The organism is Bifidobacterium sp. ESL0732 (assembly GCF_029395535.1).
In the GTDB taxonomy this organism is placed as follows: domain Bacteria; phylum Actinomycetota; class Actinomycetes; order Actinomycetales; family Bifidobacteriaceae; genus Bifidobacterium.
In genome coordinates this window covers 2,352,396-2,366,221 of the sequence record NZ_CP113920.1, presented here as the reverse complement: position 1 = coordinate 2,366,221, position 13,826 = coordinate 2,352,396, and the positions used below count along the sequence as shown (strand labels likewise).

Annotated in this window: 10 protein-coding genes and 1 pseudogene; 2 read left to right on the top strand and 9 right to left on the bottom strand. The window is 56.5% G+C overall.

Going from position 1 to position 13,826, the window contains the following annotated elements:
• Nucleotides 1-311: 311 nt before the first annotated feature.
• From OZX70_RS08900 to OZX70_RS08870, 7 genes and pseudogenes are all read right to left on the bottom strand, one after another.
• Nucleotides 312-1,211, bottom strand: a pseudogene (locus tag OZX70_RS08900) (serine/threonine-protein kinase); the annotation flags it as partial.
• Nucleotides 1,208-2,677 carry a penicillin-binding protein 2 gene (locus OZX70_RS08895; protein WP_277180880.1) on the bottom strand — a complete coding sequence of 490 codons (1,470 nt, stop codon included), beginning with the start codon at nt 2,675-2,677 and terminating at the stop codon, nt 1,208-1,210. The pseudogene OZX70_RS08900 and the gene OZX70_RS08895, both read right to left, overlap by 4 nt.
• On the bottom strand, nt 2,674-4,185 hold the full coding sequence (locus OZX70_RS08890) for an FtsW/RodA/SpoVE family cell cycle protein (protein ID WP_277180878.1): 1,512 nt from the start codon (nt 4,183-4,185) through the stop codon (nt 2,674-2,676). The genes OZX70_RS08895 and OZX70_RS08890 overlap by 4 nt, the downstream gene beginning before the upstream one ends.
• The gene (locus OZX70_RS08885; RefSeq protein ID WP_277182198.1) at nt 4,182-6,029 is read right to left on the bottom strand and encodes a PP2C family serine/threonine-protein phosphatase; all 1,848 of its coding nucleotides are present in this window, start codon (nt 6,027-6,029) and stop codon (nt 4,182-4,184) included. The genes OZX70_RS08890 and OZX70_RS08885 overlap by 4 nt, the downstream gene beginning before the upstream one ends.
• 265 nt (nt 6,030-6,294) lie before the next feature.
• Nucleotides 6,295-6,858, bottom strand: coding sequence for an FHA domain-containing protein (locus OZX70_RS08880; RefSeq protein ID WP_277180876.1), 564 nt, complete (start codon nt 6,856-6,858; stop codon nt 6,295-6,297).
• Between the two features lie 25 nt (nt 6,859-6,883).
• Nucleotides 6,884-7,585 carry a DUF3662 and FHA domain-containing protein gene (locus tag OZX70_RS08875; RefSeq protein WP_277145993.1) on the bottom strand — a complete coding sequence of 234 codons (702 nt, stop codon included), beginning with the start codon at nt 7,583-7,585 and terminating at the stop codon, nt 6,884-6,886.
• A gap of 255 nt (nt 7,586-7,840) precedes the next feature.
• Entirely contained in the window at nt 7,841-9,010 is a 1,170-nt protein-coding gene (locus tag OZX70_RS08870) for an ATP-binding protein (protein ID WP_277180874.1), read from the bottom strand.
• 189 nt (nt 9,011-9,199) lie between these two features.
• Here OZX70_RS08870 and OZX70_RS08865 point away from each other — a divergent pair, with 189 nt between their 5' ends.
• Nucleotides 9,200-9,394 carry a hypothetical protein gene (locus tag OZX70_RS08865; RefSeq protein ID WP_277180872.1) on the top strand — a complete coding sequence of 65 codons (195 nt, stop codon included), beginning with the start codon at nt 9,200-9,202 and terminating at the stop codon, nt 9,392-9,394.
• 4 nt (nt 9,395-9,398) lie between these two features.
• Here the strand turns inward: OZX70_RS08865 and OZX70_RS08860 are convergent, their stop codons facing one another.
• Together OZX70_RS08860 and OZX70_RS08855 are read right to left on the bottom strand one after the other, a co-directional pair.
• Nucleotides 9,399-11,045 (bottom strand): ABC transporter substrate-binding protein, encoded by a 1,647-nt coding sequence (locus OZX70_RS08860; protein ID WP_277180870.1) that lies wholly within the window; start codon nt 11,043-11,045, stop codon nt 9,399-9,401.
• A gap of 149 nt (nt 11,046-11,194) precedes the next feature.
• A complete protein-coding gene (locus OZX70_RS08855; RefSeq protein WP_277180868.1) occupies nt 11,195-12,058 on the bottom strand; it encodes an AraC family transcriptional regulator in 864 nt (287 codons plus the stop codon).
• Between the two features lie 194 nt (nt 12,059-12,252).
• Between OZX70_RS08855 and OZX70_RS08850 the strand changes: the two genes are divergently transcribed.
• Nucleotides 12,253-13,794, top strand: coding sequence for an oligopeptide:H+ symporter (locus OZX70_RS08850; protein WP_277180866.1), 1,542 nt, complete (start codon nt 12,253-12,255; stop codon nt 13,792-13,794).
• Nucleotides 13,795-13,826: the final 32 nt, after the last annotated feature.

Genomic DNA, 13,826 nt, shown 5'->3' with positions numbered 1-13,826 from the left:
TCCGCCTTGGTTTCGGTCTCGTCGCCTGTAGCGATTTTGTCCACATCGTCGGTCTGGGTATCGGCCCGGTGGCTCGCGGCTTTGCCGTTTTTGTCGGCATCTGCATCGCCATTGATGATGACATTGCGGGTTTCGCTGCCCAGAGTGTTGTCATCGATTTCGGTATTGGCAATAATGTCGCTGAGAGTGTTTCCAGCGGCATGGCCTTCGTTGGCATTATCTGAGGCTGGGGCTGCGGCCGTGGTCGCGCTGAATGCTTTGCGGTTCGGTGAGACGGCAGGGCTTCCTGACACCGAACCGTCGGAAGAATAAGGGGCGCTGACCACGCGGCGCGCGATACGGCCGTCGCGAGAGACCATCGTGGTCTCGCTAAACGACGCTTCCTGATCGAAAAGCCGACGCTCGATATGCGAAAGCGTGCGGGAGACGACCAGCGCATCCTTCGGCCGGTCGCGTGGATCTTTGGCGAGCATCGACATCACGAACTGTGCCAGCTGCACGTCGACGGTGTCCGGCAGTGGAGGCACGGCGTCGTTTACATGCGCGGCCGCAATGTCGACCGGCGTGGCCCCGGTAAACGGACGGTGCCCGCACAGTCCTTCGTAGGCCACCACGCCCAGCGAATAGATGTCGGACTGCGGCGTCGCCTTCTTTCCCTGTGCCTGCTCCGGCGAAATGTATTGCGCGGTACCGACGACCATGCCGTCCTGCGTGATCTGTGCCTGGTTGGTGGAATAGGAGACGCCAAAATCGGTGATCTTGACCTCGCCGTCTTTGGAAACCATGATATTGGCGGGCTTCACATCACGATGTATTACACCATGAGAGTGTGCGACGTAAAGCCCGCGCGCGACCTGCACCAGAATCGGCAGCAGCTCGAGCGGGTCCATCGCGCCTTTTTCACGGTACAGATCGGCCAGCGAATCGCTGTCGACGTACTCCATAATCAAGAAGCCGATGCCGTCGTGCTCATAATAATCGAAAAGCGCCGCGATATTCGGATGGGCCAAATCGGCGGAATTATGCGCTTCGATGCGCAGCCTGCGCCGCTTGGCCTCCACGTCGGTGAGGTCCCCGCGCAACGCTTTGATGGCGACCACGCGATTTAGCTGGATGTCGTAGCCTTTCCAGACTTCGCCCATCCCGCCTTGTGCGAGCCGGCGATCGAGGCGGTACCGGTTGTGAATTAGTTGACCTTCAACGAGCTTCATTTGCCCAGTGCCTCCCTCATTATCGCCTTCATGATTGGTCCTGCTATGTCGCCGCCGGCCATATCTGTATTATGAACGACCACGGCGACCGCGATTTTCGGGTCGTCGGCGGGCGCGAAGCCGATGATCCAGCCGTCGTTGGCCTGGTTGCCCACGCCGATCTGCGCAGTACCGGTTTTCGCGGCGACGGAGACTCCGGGAATCGCGAGATTGGGGTCTTCTTTCGTGATGACGGCCTTCATCATCTCGGTTAGTTTGTTCGCTGTATCCTTGCTCATCGGCTGGCTCATCACACTCGGGGTGGTTTGCGAAATCACGGTGAGGTCGCTGGAACGTACGCGGTCGACTAGTGTCGGGCGCATCAGCGTCCCGCCGTTGGCGACGGCCGAGGCGATCATCGCGTTCTGCAACGGGGTCTCTTGGGTATCGCCCTGCCCGATTGAGGCCAGCGCGAGGCGGTCTGGGGCCGGATTTTCGGGGAATTTCGAAGCAATGGCCTGCATGGGATCGCCTGTGGAATTGGACCCGTCTATGGGGATGGAGGAATCGAAGCCGAACTTCTTGGCTGTGTCAGAGATGGCCTGGGCGCCGACCGCGCCGCCAAGCTGGGCGAATGCGGTATTGGAAGAATATGCGAAGGCGTCTTCCAGCGACAGCTTGCCTTCTGCGCCGCCGTTTCCCGAAATCGTGGCGTTGGTCAGCTGTGTATTGGTATTGGGCAATGTATAGCTTGCGCCCGCCGGAATCTCGGAATTCGTTTGGTATTTGCCGCTTTCCAACGCTGCGGTGGCAACGACCGTCTTGAAGCTGGATCCCGGTGGGTAGAGTTCGGAAATCGCGCGGTTGAGCATCGGATTCGAATCGTCGCTGGTGAGACGCGCATAATCCTGGTTGACTTTCGTCGTGTCGTGGCTGGCGAGCACATTCGGGTCGTAACTCGGCGTTGAAACCATCGCCAGAATGCGGTTGGTCTTGGGGTCAAGTGCTACCGCGGACCCGCTTTTGCCGTCCAGTTGCTCATAGGCGGTGGTCTGGAGTTTGGGATCGATGGAGGTCTCGATGGAGGCGCCCTTGTTGGCCGAGCCGGTGAAGAGCGACTTGAATTGCTGCCAGAAAAGCTGGTTGGATTCGCCGGTCAGGAGCCTGTTGCGGGAATCCTCGATGCCGCGGTCGGCACGCTGGCTGATGGAGAAATAGCCGGTCACGGGCGCGTAGAGTGGACCGTTGGAATACGAGCGTTGGTAGTCGAACGGATCGTTGACCGGGTCGGATTTGGCCATGACGGTGCCATCAGAAGCGAGTATCGATCCTCGGGGAGCATTGAATTCGTGGTAGAGTCCGCGCTGGTTACGCGGATCGTTGTTGAGCTTGTTGGCGCGGACGGCCGTGATCATGGTGCTCGAAAGCCCCAAAATCGTGAAGAGGACGACGACGGCGGTGAAAAGCTGGCGAAGGTATTTGTTCATCGTTTGCCTCCTGCCTGGGGATCCGATGCGGCGGAACGCGGTGAGGATGACGGGGACATTGCCACGGGGAAGCTCGAAGTCGAGGGTTCGTCTTCGTCCGAACGCGAGCGTGAATGTGAATGTCTGGCTTCGTTGCGTTTTTTCTGTGCGCTGCGCTCGTTGAGCGCCTCCATCGCCTCGTACTGCATGGTGTTGGAAAGTTCGCTCTCGGGTTCCGGCTTGTTGGCCTCGTTGGAAATCACGATGAGAAGAGCCGCAAGAATATAGTTCGCAACCAGTGACGAACCGCCGGCAGCCATATATGGCAGCGTCAGACCCGTCATCGGAATGACCAGCGTGAGGCCGCCGACCACGGTGAATACCTGGAAAGCCATGGTGAAAACGAGTCCGGAAGCGAGAAGCTTGCCGAAACCGTCCTTGATTTTCATGGCCGTGAGCAGGCCGGAGGTGATGATGATCAGATAGAGCATCAGAATCGCCATCAAACCGGTCAGGCCAAGTTCCTCACCGAGAGAAGAATAAATGAAATCGGAATTGCCGAGCGGGGTGAGTCCGGGGTGCCCTTGTCCGATACCAGTGCCGAGGAGACCTCCAGAGGCAAGGCCGAAGATGCCCGTGACCAACTGGTAGGAGCTGCCGTACTTGCGGTTGTAAACCGCGGTGTCGAAGGGATGCAACCAGCCGTCGACACGATAGCCGACGTGTGCGAAGAACTTGACCGAAAACACAGCCGCGACGACGAACGCGATGCCGCCGATGATAAGCCAGCTGCCGCGTCCGGTTGCCACGTAAAGCATCGAGACGAACATGGCGAAGAACATCAGCGAGGTACCGAGATCGTGCTGGACCACCAACACCCCGATGGAGGCGAACCACACCAGAATCAGCGGGCCCATGTCACGCATGCGGGGAAGCTGCAGGCCGACCACTTTCTTACCGCCGACGGCCAACTGGTCGCGATGGTTGAAAAGATAGGCTGCGAAGAAGAAAGCGAGGAAAAGCTTCGCGAACTCGCCAGGTTGCAAGGTGTGCGAGCCGAAGCCGATCCAGATGCGAGCGCCGCCGATTTCCTTGCCGAGACCCGGAATCATAGGGGAGAGCAACAATACCAGGCCAACGATCATGCTCACATATGAAAAGCGACGTAATACGCGGTAATCGCGCAGCGCGATAATGAAAATGCATGTCAGCACCAGTGCGACGCACACCCAGATCAGCTGGCGGTAGGCCACGGTGGTGTTTTTCGTGTAATCGATGCGGGCGATCATCATCGTGCCGATAGCCGTCAGTAGCAGCACGCACGGCAGGATTTGCTGGCTTGCGTAGGGCTGGAATTTCAGCAGCAGCGCCCAAAGTACGATGAACAGCACCGTGACTGCTACAAGGGCAGTGACCAGGTTGGCAGGGAAACCGTTATAGACGCGTGCGAAGAGCTGGAAAAAGGCGATGCCGCTGATCGCGATGGCGAACAGCAGCAGGCCGATTTGACGGAAGCGGGTGGCGATCATGCGCTCGCCGCCTCTGCGCTGGCGGTTGTAGGTATCGCCGCTAACGAAGCGCCATCTACGGTTGTGGAGACATCTACCGGTTGCACGGCTTCGGTGTCGGCATCATCCGGCTTGTCGCTATTGGGGCGAACCATGACTGGGGCTACGGGTTCCCATGGCAACGGTGGGTTCTTTTTCTTCGAGGTCTGGAGAGTTTTGGCCTCTTTCCTGATCATGGTGACGTGGCTTTTCGCCTCTTCAAGCGAGTCAACGGCGATGCCTTCATTCAACGCGTCGTTCCATGATTGAGGCAGGTTCGCCAGTTCGATATCGGTGGATTCGACTTTGTGCGAAAGGGGCAGGCTGAACAGATTGGTGTTGACGCCTTGGTAAATGGCGACTGTGTCGTCGCTTGTTCCTACGTAATACTTACTCTGGCTCCAGCGGTATGCGCCGAATCCTACGCCGAGCAAAGCACACAGTGCGATCACGAACGCGAGAATGATTGCCGTACGGGCCCTATTGTGCTTGCGGCGTTCTTCCTTGCGGCGGCGCTGGTGTTCGCGACGGATGGCACGGGCGACCTCTGGGTCGTTGGGATCGGCGGAAACGCGACCGTCCTTTTTCTTGACCACGGGGATTTCGCCGGTGTCCATATTGGCTTTGTCGTCGTTCTCGTCACGCACTGCCGAGGGCTGGGCGACGTGGATGATATTGCCGGTATCGCCATCGTCTTCGGTGTCTGCTTGCGCGGCGTTGTCGGGATGCCCGATCCTGTGATGATGATTTTTCTGGCCGCCTGTGGCGGAAGCTTCGTCGCCATTAGCCTCGTTTGTATCGGGAGAAACAGGATTTTCGGCATCGGGAGGATACTGGCCTCCGTCGTTTTCGTCGTCGTCCTCGCCATACCCTCCGTGAGTGAGGGCCGCGGCACGTTGCGCGGGGGATTGCTTGCCCAATCGCAACATAGGCGAAGACGCGACCGGCTCCTTGATGATGTCGGCGATGGCTTCGAGATTCGAGCTCGCAGCGCCACCAATCAGTGGGGTCTGGTGGGGCAAGTCGAAGGAATCGGCATCGAGCGCAAGCGTAGCGTCGGCGATGACTGCCGTCACGTTGTCGGTGCTGCCGGCTTTCAGCGCCATGGCGACCAACTGCTGGGCGCATTCCTCTTCATCGGAAACTGTGACCAGCATTTGCTCAAGTGTGTCATCTTCCAGTACGCCGGAAAGACCGTCGGAGCACAGCAGCCAGCGGTCGCCTGGCAAGGCTCGAAATACCGCGATATCAGGGTGTGGATCGATGTCGAAATCGCCGAGCACGCGCATCACCACATTGCGTTGTGGGTGGTTGCGGGCTTCGGCCTCTGTAATACGTCCGGTGTCAATCAAATGTTGAACGTAGCTATGGTCTTGCGTCATGCGGCGGATTTTGCCGTCGCGCAGGAGGTAGGCGCGCGAATCGCCGATGTGGGTGATGACCCAGTGGCCAGAAACGAGGGCGACCGCGGTGACCGTGGTACCCATACCGGCCAACCCGCGCTCGCGCTTGGCTTTACCGACGATGGCGTCGTGCGCGGCCATCACGCTGGTTTCCATCATCGAGGCGATGGAGGCCACGTCGCTTTTAGCGTTGCTTTGCTCGATATGGGCCAAGGAACGAATGGCGATGGTGGAGGCGGTGTCGCCGCCTGCGTGCCCGCCCATGCCGTCGCAGATGGCGATAAGGCGTTCGCCGGCGAACGACGAATCCTGGTTGTTGCTACGTACGGTGCCCACGTCGGAAACCGTGGTGGAATAAAGGAAAAGCTGATGGCTGTTGGATGCGCCAGCATGGCCGTGGGCGGCCCGTGCGACTGGGGCCATCTTGCCTGTATTACCTTCGGTGTCGATGGCGATGCGTTGTGTATTCGGTACGGCTTCGGCATTACCGGTGCTTTTGGCGGCACCGTCGCTTTCGTTGGTTCCCTTGGGCTCGTCGCTTTCGCCCGCGAGGGTCACGGGAATCGAAGGCGGCATTGTGGGATCAGAATTATCCTTATTGATTGAAGAATCCTCGGCTGAAGGATGTTCTATTGAGTGTTGCTGTACCGAGGAATTAGAAGGCTTTGAGGTATCTGGCATAAGGCGGTCACCTCAATTCGAACGTTGTGGCGCCGATGCGCACGGGAACGCGCGCCGGCAGGATCACTGGCGAAGTGATGCGGCGGTGATTGACGATGGTGCCGTTCGTGCTGCCGAGGTCTTCAATGGCCCACGAGCCGGAGGCAGGGTCAGCGTATACGCGGGCGTGCTGGGAGGAAACGAACTCATCATCCAAGACTACGGTGTTGGAGCTGGAACGGCCAAGGGTGATGGTGCCGTTGCTCAACGGAACGGACGAACCGGCAAGCGGCCCGTCGATAATGGTCAGAAGCGTGGGCTTGGCATTGACGCCAGACCTGCCTGCATTGCCCATCTGCATGCCAGGGTTTCCGCGGTGCGACGTGGCCACAGGGGCATTGGCCATAGCCGGCATGGGGTTGGATTCGGCTGCCTTGCGCGCGCGGCGGGCACTTTTGCGGTGCGACCACGATTTGTGCGGACTCAGCGTCTCGACGTCGCGTTTCAGCGAACGGACTGCAAGCCATACGAAAACCCAAAGCAGGGCGAGGAAGCCATACTTGAGAATCGCAAAGGTAAGTTCTGTGATCATAGAGGATGTACCTGGGGTCTGGCCGTTATTCCTGATCCTGCTGAGAAGCCCAATAGAGGATACGGGTGTGGCCGATGGTGATGGTGTTGCCGTCGAGCAAGGTTGCGGCCGGCACCTGGTGCCCTTCCACGTAGGTTCCGTTGGTGGAACCCAAATCGCGGGCGATGGTGCCGTTCGGGGTGATGTCGATCTCGAGGTGGTTGCGCGAGATTCCCGGATCGTCGATGACGATGTCGCAGCCCGAGCCGCGGCCGACGATGGTCTTCTCTTTGGTCAGCAGGTATTGGTTGCCGTTGATCTCGAGCATCGGGCTGTCTTGCGACTGGTTCTCGGTGGTCACCGGAACGGCGTTGCCCTGCACGGACTCCGAAGTGAGCTTGAAGTTGCCCTTGCTCAGATCGAGGTCTTCTTCAAAAATAACGACGACAGGGCCGACAAAAGCGTAGTGCTGGCTTTTGGCGTATTGCGTGAGATTGTCGGCAAGCTCGTTGGCAAGCGTCTCGCTGCCCCACTGTTCGATGCGGTCGAAATCGGGTGTGCTCAGCTTGAAGCGGTATTCGTTCGGGGCGACGGTGCGGTCGCGCCCGACTGGCATGGCCTCGGCGTCGATCTCGCGTTCGAGAGCGCTGGAGAGGTCAACCGGCTGAAGGTCTTTCGAGCCGAACTTCGAGAAGACACCGTTCACGGCTCCCTCAACGCTTTTCTCAAAACGATCAAAAACGCTCATCGTAGCCCCTTTCTTATCAGCCACTATCTTACGCGAGGCCGCAAACGAGTTGTTATTTTCGTCTTAATCCGTGCAATTTCTTCATTGTGGAGCGGCGAAAACGTAAGAAGCAAAGTGTGCATGTTTCTTACGTCAGCGTCAGAATAGTGCGTTTTGAAAGTGGCAAAGTGCACTTTTGTGACGGTGCCGTCAGAATAGTACGCTTTGGGTGAGTTAGCTTGCATGTTTTTGACGCTGCTGTCAAAAACATGCACCTTAGTCGATGATTTGCTGCAGATCGTGCAGGGAAAGCAACCGGCCCCATTTAGTGTTGAATGATTGGTTGCCCCCGTAGACCACGATGCGGTGATCCTTGTCGACGCCGAGGTCGTCCGCGAGCTTGGTGATGTTGGCGAACGCGTGTGAATCATAAGTGGCGGAGGCTTTGATTTCTATGGCGTATTCGACTTTTCCGCCCTTTTCGATGATGAGGTCTATTTCGGTGCGCGAATAGTCCCGCCAGTAATAGAGCATCGGCGTGCGGCCGATTGCGTAGTAGCGTTTGAGAATTTCGCTGACCACGGCGTTTTCGAAGAGGACTCCCCGCCGTTGGCTCAGCAGCAATGCACTAGGGCTGTCGATATTGAGTAGATAAGCGGCCAACCCGCTGTCGTAGAAGTAGAGTTTAGGCGTCTTGACGAGCCGCTTGCCGTGATTTTTATAATACGGATACAGGCGGAAGGCGATGAAGCTCGATTCCAGAATCGAAAGCCAGTCCTGCGTGGTTTTGTAGTCAATCCCTGAGTCCGTGGCAAGCGAATTGACGCTCAGCATCTTACCGGCTCGTGAGGCGCACTGTGTCAGGAACCTGCGGAACGCGGAGAGTTTGCGTACCCCGAGTTCGTCGCGCACGTCGCGTTCGACATAGGTGTCGATATAGCTGGGGAAGTAGTCGGGCGGTTCGATATTTTTATCGTAAAGGCGTGGGTATCCGCCCTGCCATGTCCATGCGTCCATGGTTTGGGGGGTGTCCCCGGCGGCAGCGAGTTCGGCGTAGGAGAGAGGGAGCAGGTAAAGCACTGCGACGCGGCCGGCCAGCGATTGCGAGATGCTGTTGAGCAGGAGAAAATTCTGCGATCCGGAGAGAATAAATTGTCCGGGGCGCTGCCGTCTGTCGTCCACGATGCCCTGCAGGTATGAGAACAGTTCCGGGGTGCGCTGGGCTTCGTCGAAAATGACGTGGTCGTCGTAAACGTCCAGGAACCCGCGCATGTCTTGCTTGGCCAGACGGTTGACGTCCGGGTCCTCCATGGAGACGTAACGGAAGTCGGGGAACAGCTCACGCAGCAGTGTTGTTTTTCCGCTTTGCCTCGTTCCGGTCAGTGAGATAATTGGGAATTTGGTGGCCATGTCTCGGATTTTGTCGCCGATTGTCCGTGGTATCATCGTTTGCCTCGTATTCTGGGGTTTTCCGTATGTTACTCCATAGATTTTGATATCTCTACTCCAAAATTTTAACAGTACCTACTACCGAACTTTAGCAAAATCTACTCGATAAATTTAGGGATATCTACTCCAGAACTTTCGCATGTCTTACTCCCGAGATTTGGCAGACGCTACTCCAGAAATTTCACGATGTTGGTTATCAAAGAGTTGCTTAAAGGCATCAACATTCTGGTAACGCTGATTTGGCTCTATATTGATGTGTCCAAGAATTCACTGCTATTGACTTTGTGCGTTTTTAGGATTCTTGCCGGTCTTGAACGTGAGCAACGTTTGCCCGTCCTGCGCCAGTCCGGCAAAGCGGAGCGCAGAACGGGCTTGAGCTGATGACTTATTTCTTTACTATTGCCCAATAGAGCGGCAGACTGCTGAAATCAGGCTGGAGATTGGATATGCTCTTCGTCGTCACCGCGGTTGCATTGCCGTACCAGAGCGGGATTGTGGGAAGGTCCTGGAAGAGGATCTCCTCACCCTGCTGGTAGAAGCTGTTGGCTTTCTCAAGTGAGGAAGAGGCCGCGGCCTGATCCATGAGCTTGTCAAAGTCGGGATTCTTGTAGTTGCCGGTGTTTGAGCCTTTGCCGTCCGCCGAACTTGAGGCGTAGAGCGTGACCAGGAAGTTCTGTGCCGATGGCCAATCGGCTCCCCAGCTGGTGTAGAAGGCGAAGGTCGGCGTCTTGGAATCCAACGTGTCATAGAACTCGGCGGCCGTCGGGAAGGCCTTGCCTTCCGCATTGATGCCCAAAGCGTTCTTGAGCTGGTTGCAGACGGCATCGATCCAAGGCTTATGGTCCGAATCCGAATTGTATGCGATTTCGAACGTGCCCGAGTAGGGAGAAATGGTGTCCGCTTCCTTCCAAAGCTGCTTAGCCTTTGCGGTGTTTTGGCGCAGGACTTCGTTGCCTTTGAGGGTCTTGGAATAGCCCGAGACGGGCGGCGCGAGAAAATCGGTGGCGGGGGTGCGTGTGCCCTGGAATATTTTAGTGGTGATGAGTTTGCGGTTGATGGCAAGGGACATGGCTTGACGGCGAAGACGACCTTCTTTGTCCATCTTGAAATGCTCCAGCTCACTGGGAATGGTGAACCCTCCGAACGATGCGCCCGGGACGTTGATATGGTTCATCGAAGCGTCAGACTGGAAGCTTTTCAACGCAGAGGATGGCAGCTTGTCGAGCACATCGAGATTTCCTGCTTGAACGTCTGAATAGGCGGCATCTGCTTTCGTGTAAATCTGGAATTTGATGCCGTTGTTTTTAGGCTTTCGTGGCCCCTGATAATCGGGGTTTTTCGACAATGTAATGCTTTTATTGTGAGCCCAGGACGTGAGCTTGTATGGCCCGTTGGTAACCGGAGCGTTGCCGAATGCCTTCATATCCTTGAAAGCGCTTTCTGGTAGCGGAGCGAAGGCGATGTAACCGAGCTGGGTCGGGAAGACTGCATCCGGCTCGTTCATATCGACGGTGAAAGTGTGCGGATCAACCACCTTGAGCCCGGAAAGCTGGGCGTCGGACGGTGTGTTTTTGTCTTGCACGTCGTCGTAACCCTTGATTGCTGAGAAACACCATGCATTCTTCATGCCGTTTGAGCCCACGGCCGCATAACTCCAAGCCTTCGTGAAGGATTGGGCGGTGACGGGTGTGCCGTTGCTGAATTTCCAGCCGTCCTTGATAGTAATCGTGAATTGCGTCGAATCGGCGTTTGGCTTGATGCTGCTGGCCATTTCGTTTTTGATTGCCCCGGATTTGTTGTATGTCACCAATCCCGAATAAATCTCGTCGGCGACGCGGATTCCGCCGGACTCGCCGGATGCGCCGGGTGAGAGCGGATTCTGCGGTTCGTTGTCATAGGCGGTGACGATTGCATTGTTTGAAGGACCGTTTGAGTCCGACCCGGCGCTCTTACTCTGCGACCCGCATCCGGCCAGTGTAAAAGCCGCCGCGCACAACGTGGCGATGGCGGGTACCAGTGTTCGTTTTTGCATGATTCCTTCTTTGGTTTCTCTTGGGTATCGCTTCGCTAAAAGCGATGGGTTTGTGATTAACGGCTTTGTGGGTGGTCAGTTAGCTGAAACGACCGTTGCCACGGTGTGATGTAGATCGGGTTCACGTTTCTCCTTTGAAAACGAAAGTCTCATCGTACGGTTTTATCTCGGTATTCCGTGGGAGTCTTGCCTGTCTCTTTGTGGAACAAGCGCGAGAAATACATGGGATTGCCGTAACCGACAAGCAGGGCTATCTCCTTAATGGAGAAGTCGGTGCCCTCCAGCAGAGCCTTCGCCTGTTTGATACGTAGCGAAGTAATGTATTGCAAAGGTGAAACGCCGATATAGTCCTTGAAATTCTGGATGAACCATGTCTCGCTGACGTTGTTCTCCTTTGCGTAACGTTTGATACTGATGGATTCGGGATAATGCTCATTGAAATAGAGAATCGCTTTGGCGATATATTGCGGCATCGCCTTGTTGGTTTCGCTGCATTGCTCGGTGAGGTACCGGTGAACTTGGGCCAGCAATAGTTCGAAAGTCAGCGTCGTGATTTTGGCGAAACCGGGGCGTTGCAATTGCAATTCCTTGATCATTTTCTCGAAAAGGACGAGATATTCTGGGTCGACACCGACCTGTGTGAATCTCCTTTCGTCCTTGAGCAATCCCGCTTCTTCGATCATCGAACGGGCTTGGGTGCCCGAAAAATGAACCCAGCAGACCGCCGCATGTTCCTCCGCCGTGTAATAGTATTCCTGTGTTTCCAACGGTTCGTAGACGACCATCGTTCCGGCGTGGGCCGCGTATTCGTGGCCATTCTTCTTGAAGTGGGCGCAACCGTCGTTGACGTATAGCAGCTGGAAATCTTTCCGTCCCCGCCAGATTGAATTGAGACGGGGTTTCGTAATAAGCCGGTAGGATCCGCAGCTGCCGATGGTCAGGGGATTGACGGTATCGATGATCTGGTTATGTTCGAATTTGAGGTACGCATTATTGGCATAAATGGGTGGCATCTTGCTCCGGCACCTCCTTTGGCGAACATATTTGCTCTATAAAAATCGTATCAGCGTGGAAACGAAGGATAACACTAAATTACATTTTGTCTATAAATCACGAAATTTTGAACATGGCGAACTATTGCCGCGCCTGTCATGATTGGTGTTGCTTGATCGAGCACTGGAAGAGTTACATCGGCAAAGGAGCGAAGATGGTTCAACCATCATCGGACGAGGTGCAACCGGAAACGGAAGCCTCGGAGCAAAATACCCAAATAATCGAGAAAATCCACGGCGATCACAAGTTTCTCGGACACCCGCGCGGAACCGGATCGGCCTGCGCGTTACAATTCGGAACGTCGGTCGGCAATACGGCCATCAGTTCCATCCTGATTTATTACATGTACGCGAAAACGCCTACCGGCTTGGGAATGTCGCAGACGGACGCAGCACAGATCATGTCGCTCTACGGAACGACTTTGGTGCTGTGCGGCGTGGTGGGCGGGTTTGTGGCCGACCGCATTCTGGGGCCCCGCACGTCGGTGCGGCTCGCACGCCTGCTTCAGGTGATCGCCTACAGCCTCCTGGCATTCCCGTTCTTGGGAATCCCGGGTTGCATGGCCAGCCTGGTGCTGCTGAGCATCGCCCCGATGTTTGTCGGGCGCAGCCTGGATGCCCTTATCGGCATGCAATATGCCGAAGGCGACAACCGCCGCAGCGCGGCCTACACGATGACCTATGTTTTCACCAACATCGCCGGCATTTTCACCCCGACCATCGTCGGTACGATGGCCCAGAAAATCGGCTACTGGTCCGCGTTCGCTTTCGGTGCCCTAATCGCCCTTTTGGCGTGGATTTTCTACGTGGTCACCGAAAAGAAGTTCTTTGGCCCTCTCGGCGTGAAGCCGGCCGACCCGATGAAGCCGGCCGTGCGCAAGAAGGCTCTCGGCATCATGTTGCTCATCCTCGTTGCCGCCGTGGCAATTATGGCGGCGCTGTTCATCACCAAGACGGTCACGATTTCCGGCTTCAGCAATGCGGTGAGTACCGTGGCGATTTTCATTCCGATTGTGTACTTCATTTATATCGTTAGAAGTCACAAGGTGACCAAGGACGAGAGCAGGCATGTGATGTATATCCTGCCGTTGGCCCTGTGCAACATCGTCGCAGGCTGGGTATGGAACCAGAGCATCACCATCATCTCGATCTACACTGAGCAATCCGTCAACCGCAACATCTTCGGCTTCGAGATTACGCCGGCGGCGTTCTACACCTGGGGAAGCATCTGCGCGGTGCTGTTCGGCACGCTGTTCGCCTCGTTGTGGACGAAGCTGGGCACCCACCAGCCGAGTACCGCAGCGAAAATGGGCATTGGCGCTGTGGCATGGGGCCTTGGCCCACTGCTGATGATTCTGCCGTTCCTGCTCTACCCGGCCGGCACCAAGGTGAGCCCCTTCTGGGTTATCGCCTTCTGGATTCTGGTCATGATTGGCGAGGCCAACACCCAGCCTGCTGGCTATACCGCAGCGGCCGACGTTGCGCCCAAGGCCTTCCAGGCGCAGATGATGACGGTCTGGAATCTTTCTGCCGGTATCGGCGCCGCACTTAACACCATTTCGATCAATTTCTATCACAAAGGCGGAGAGGCGCAATACTTCCTGCTCATCGGCGGAGTCACGCTGGTCATCGGCCTGATTACTGTGATATTCTCCAAGAAGTTCGCCAAGGGTATGGGCGTGCTCGATGCCAAGTGATTTTGAAGCGCGACGGAGTGCTGCACAAATGA

Excerpts from the sequence above, each read along its gene's own strand:
- OZX70_RS08865 (WP_277180872.1), top strand. The coding sequence starts at position 9,200 with ATGTTGGTTATCAAAGAGTTGCTTAAAGGCATCAACATTCTGGTAACG.
- OZX70_RS08860 (WP_277180870.1), bottom strand. The coding sequence starts at position 11,045 with ATGCAAAAACGAACACTGGTACCCGCCATCGCCACGTTGTGCGCGGCG.
- OZX70_RS08885 (WP_277182198.1), bottom strand. The coding sequence starts at position 6,029 with ATGGCCCCAGTCGCACGGGCCGCCCACGGCCATGCTGGCGCATCCAAC.
- OZX70_RS08855 (WP_277180868.1), bottom strand. The coding sequence starts at position 12,058 with ATGCCACCCATTTATGCCAATAATGCGTACCTCAAATTCGAACATAAC.
- OZX70_RS08870 (WP_277180874.1), bottom strand. The coding sequence starts at position 9,010 with ATGATACCACGGACAATCGGCGACAAAATCCGAGACATGGCCACCAAA.
- OZX70_RS08895 (WP_277180880.1), bottom strand. The coding sequence starts at position 2,677 with ATGAACAAATACCTTCGCCAGCTTTTCACCGCCGTCGTCGTCCTCTTC.
- OZX70_RS08850 (WP_277180866.1), top strand. The coding sequence starts at position 12,253 with ATGGTTCAACCATCATCGGACGAGGTGCAACCGGAAACGGAAGCCTCG.
- OZX70_RS08875 (WP_277145993.1), bottom strand. The coding sequence starts at position 7,585 with ATGAGCGTTTTTGATCGTTTTGAGAAAAGCGTTGAGGGAGCCGTGAAC.
- OZX70_RS08880 (WP_277180876.1), bottom strand. The coding sequence starts at position 6,858 with ATGATCACAGAACTTACCTTTGCGATTCTCAAGTATGGCTTCCTCGCC.
- OZX70_RS08890 (WP_277180878.1), bottom strand. The coding sequence starts at position 4,185 with ATGATCGCCACCCGCTTCCGTCAAATCGGCCTGCTGCTGTTCGCCATC.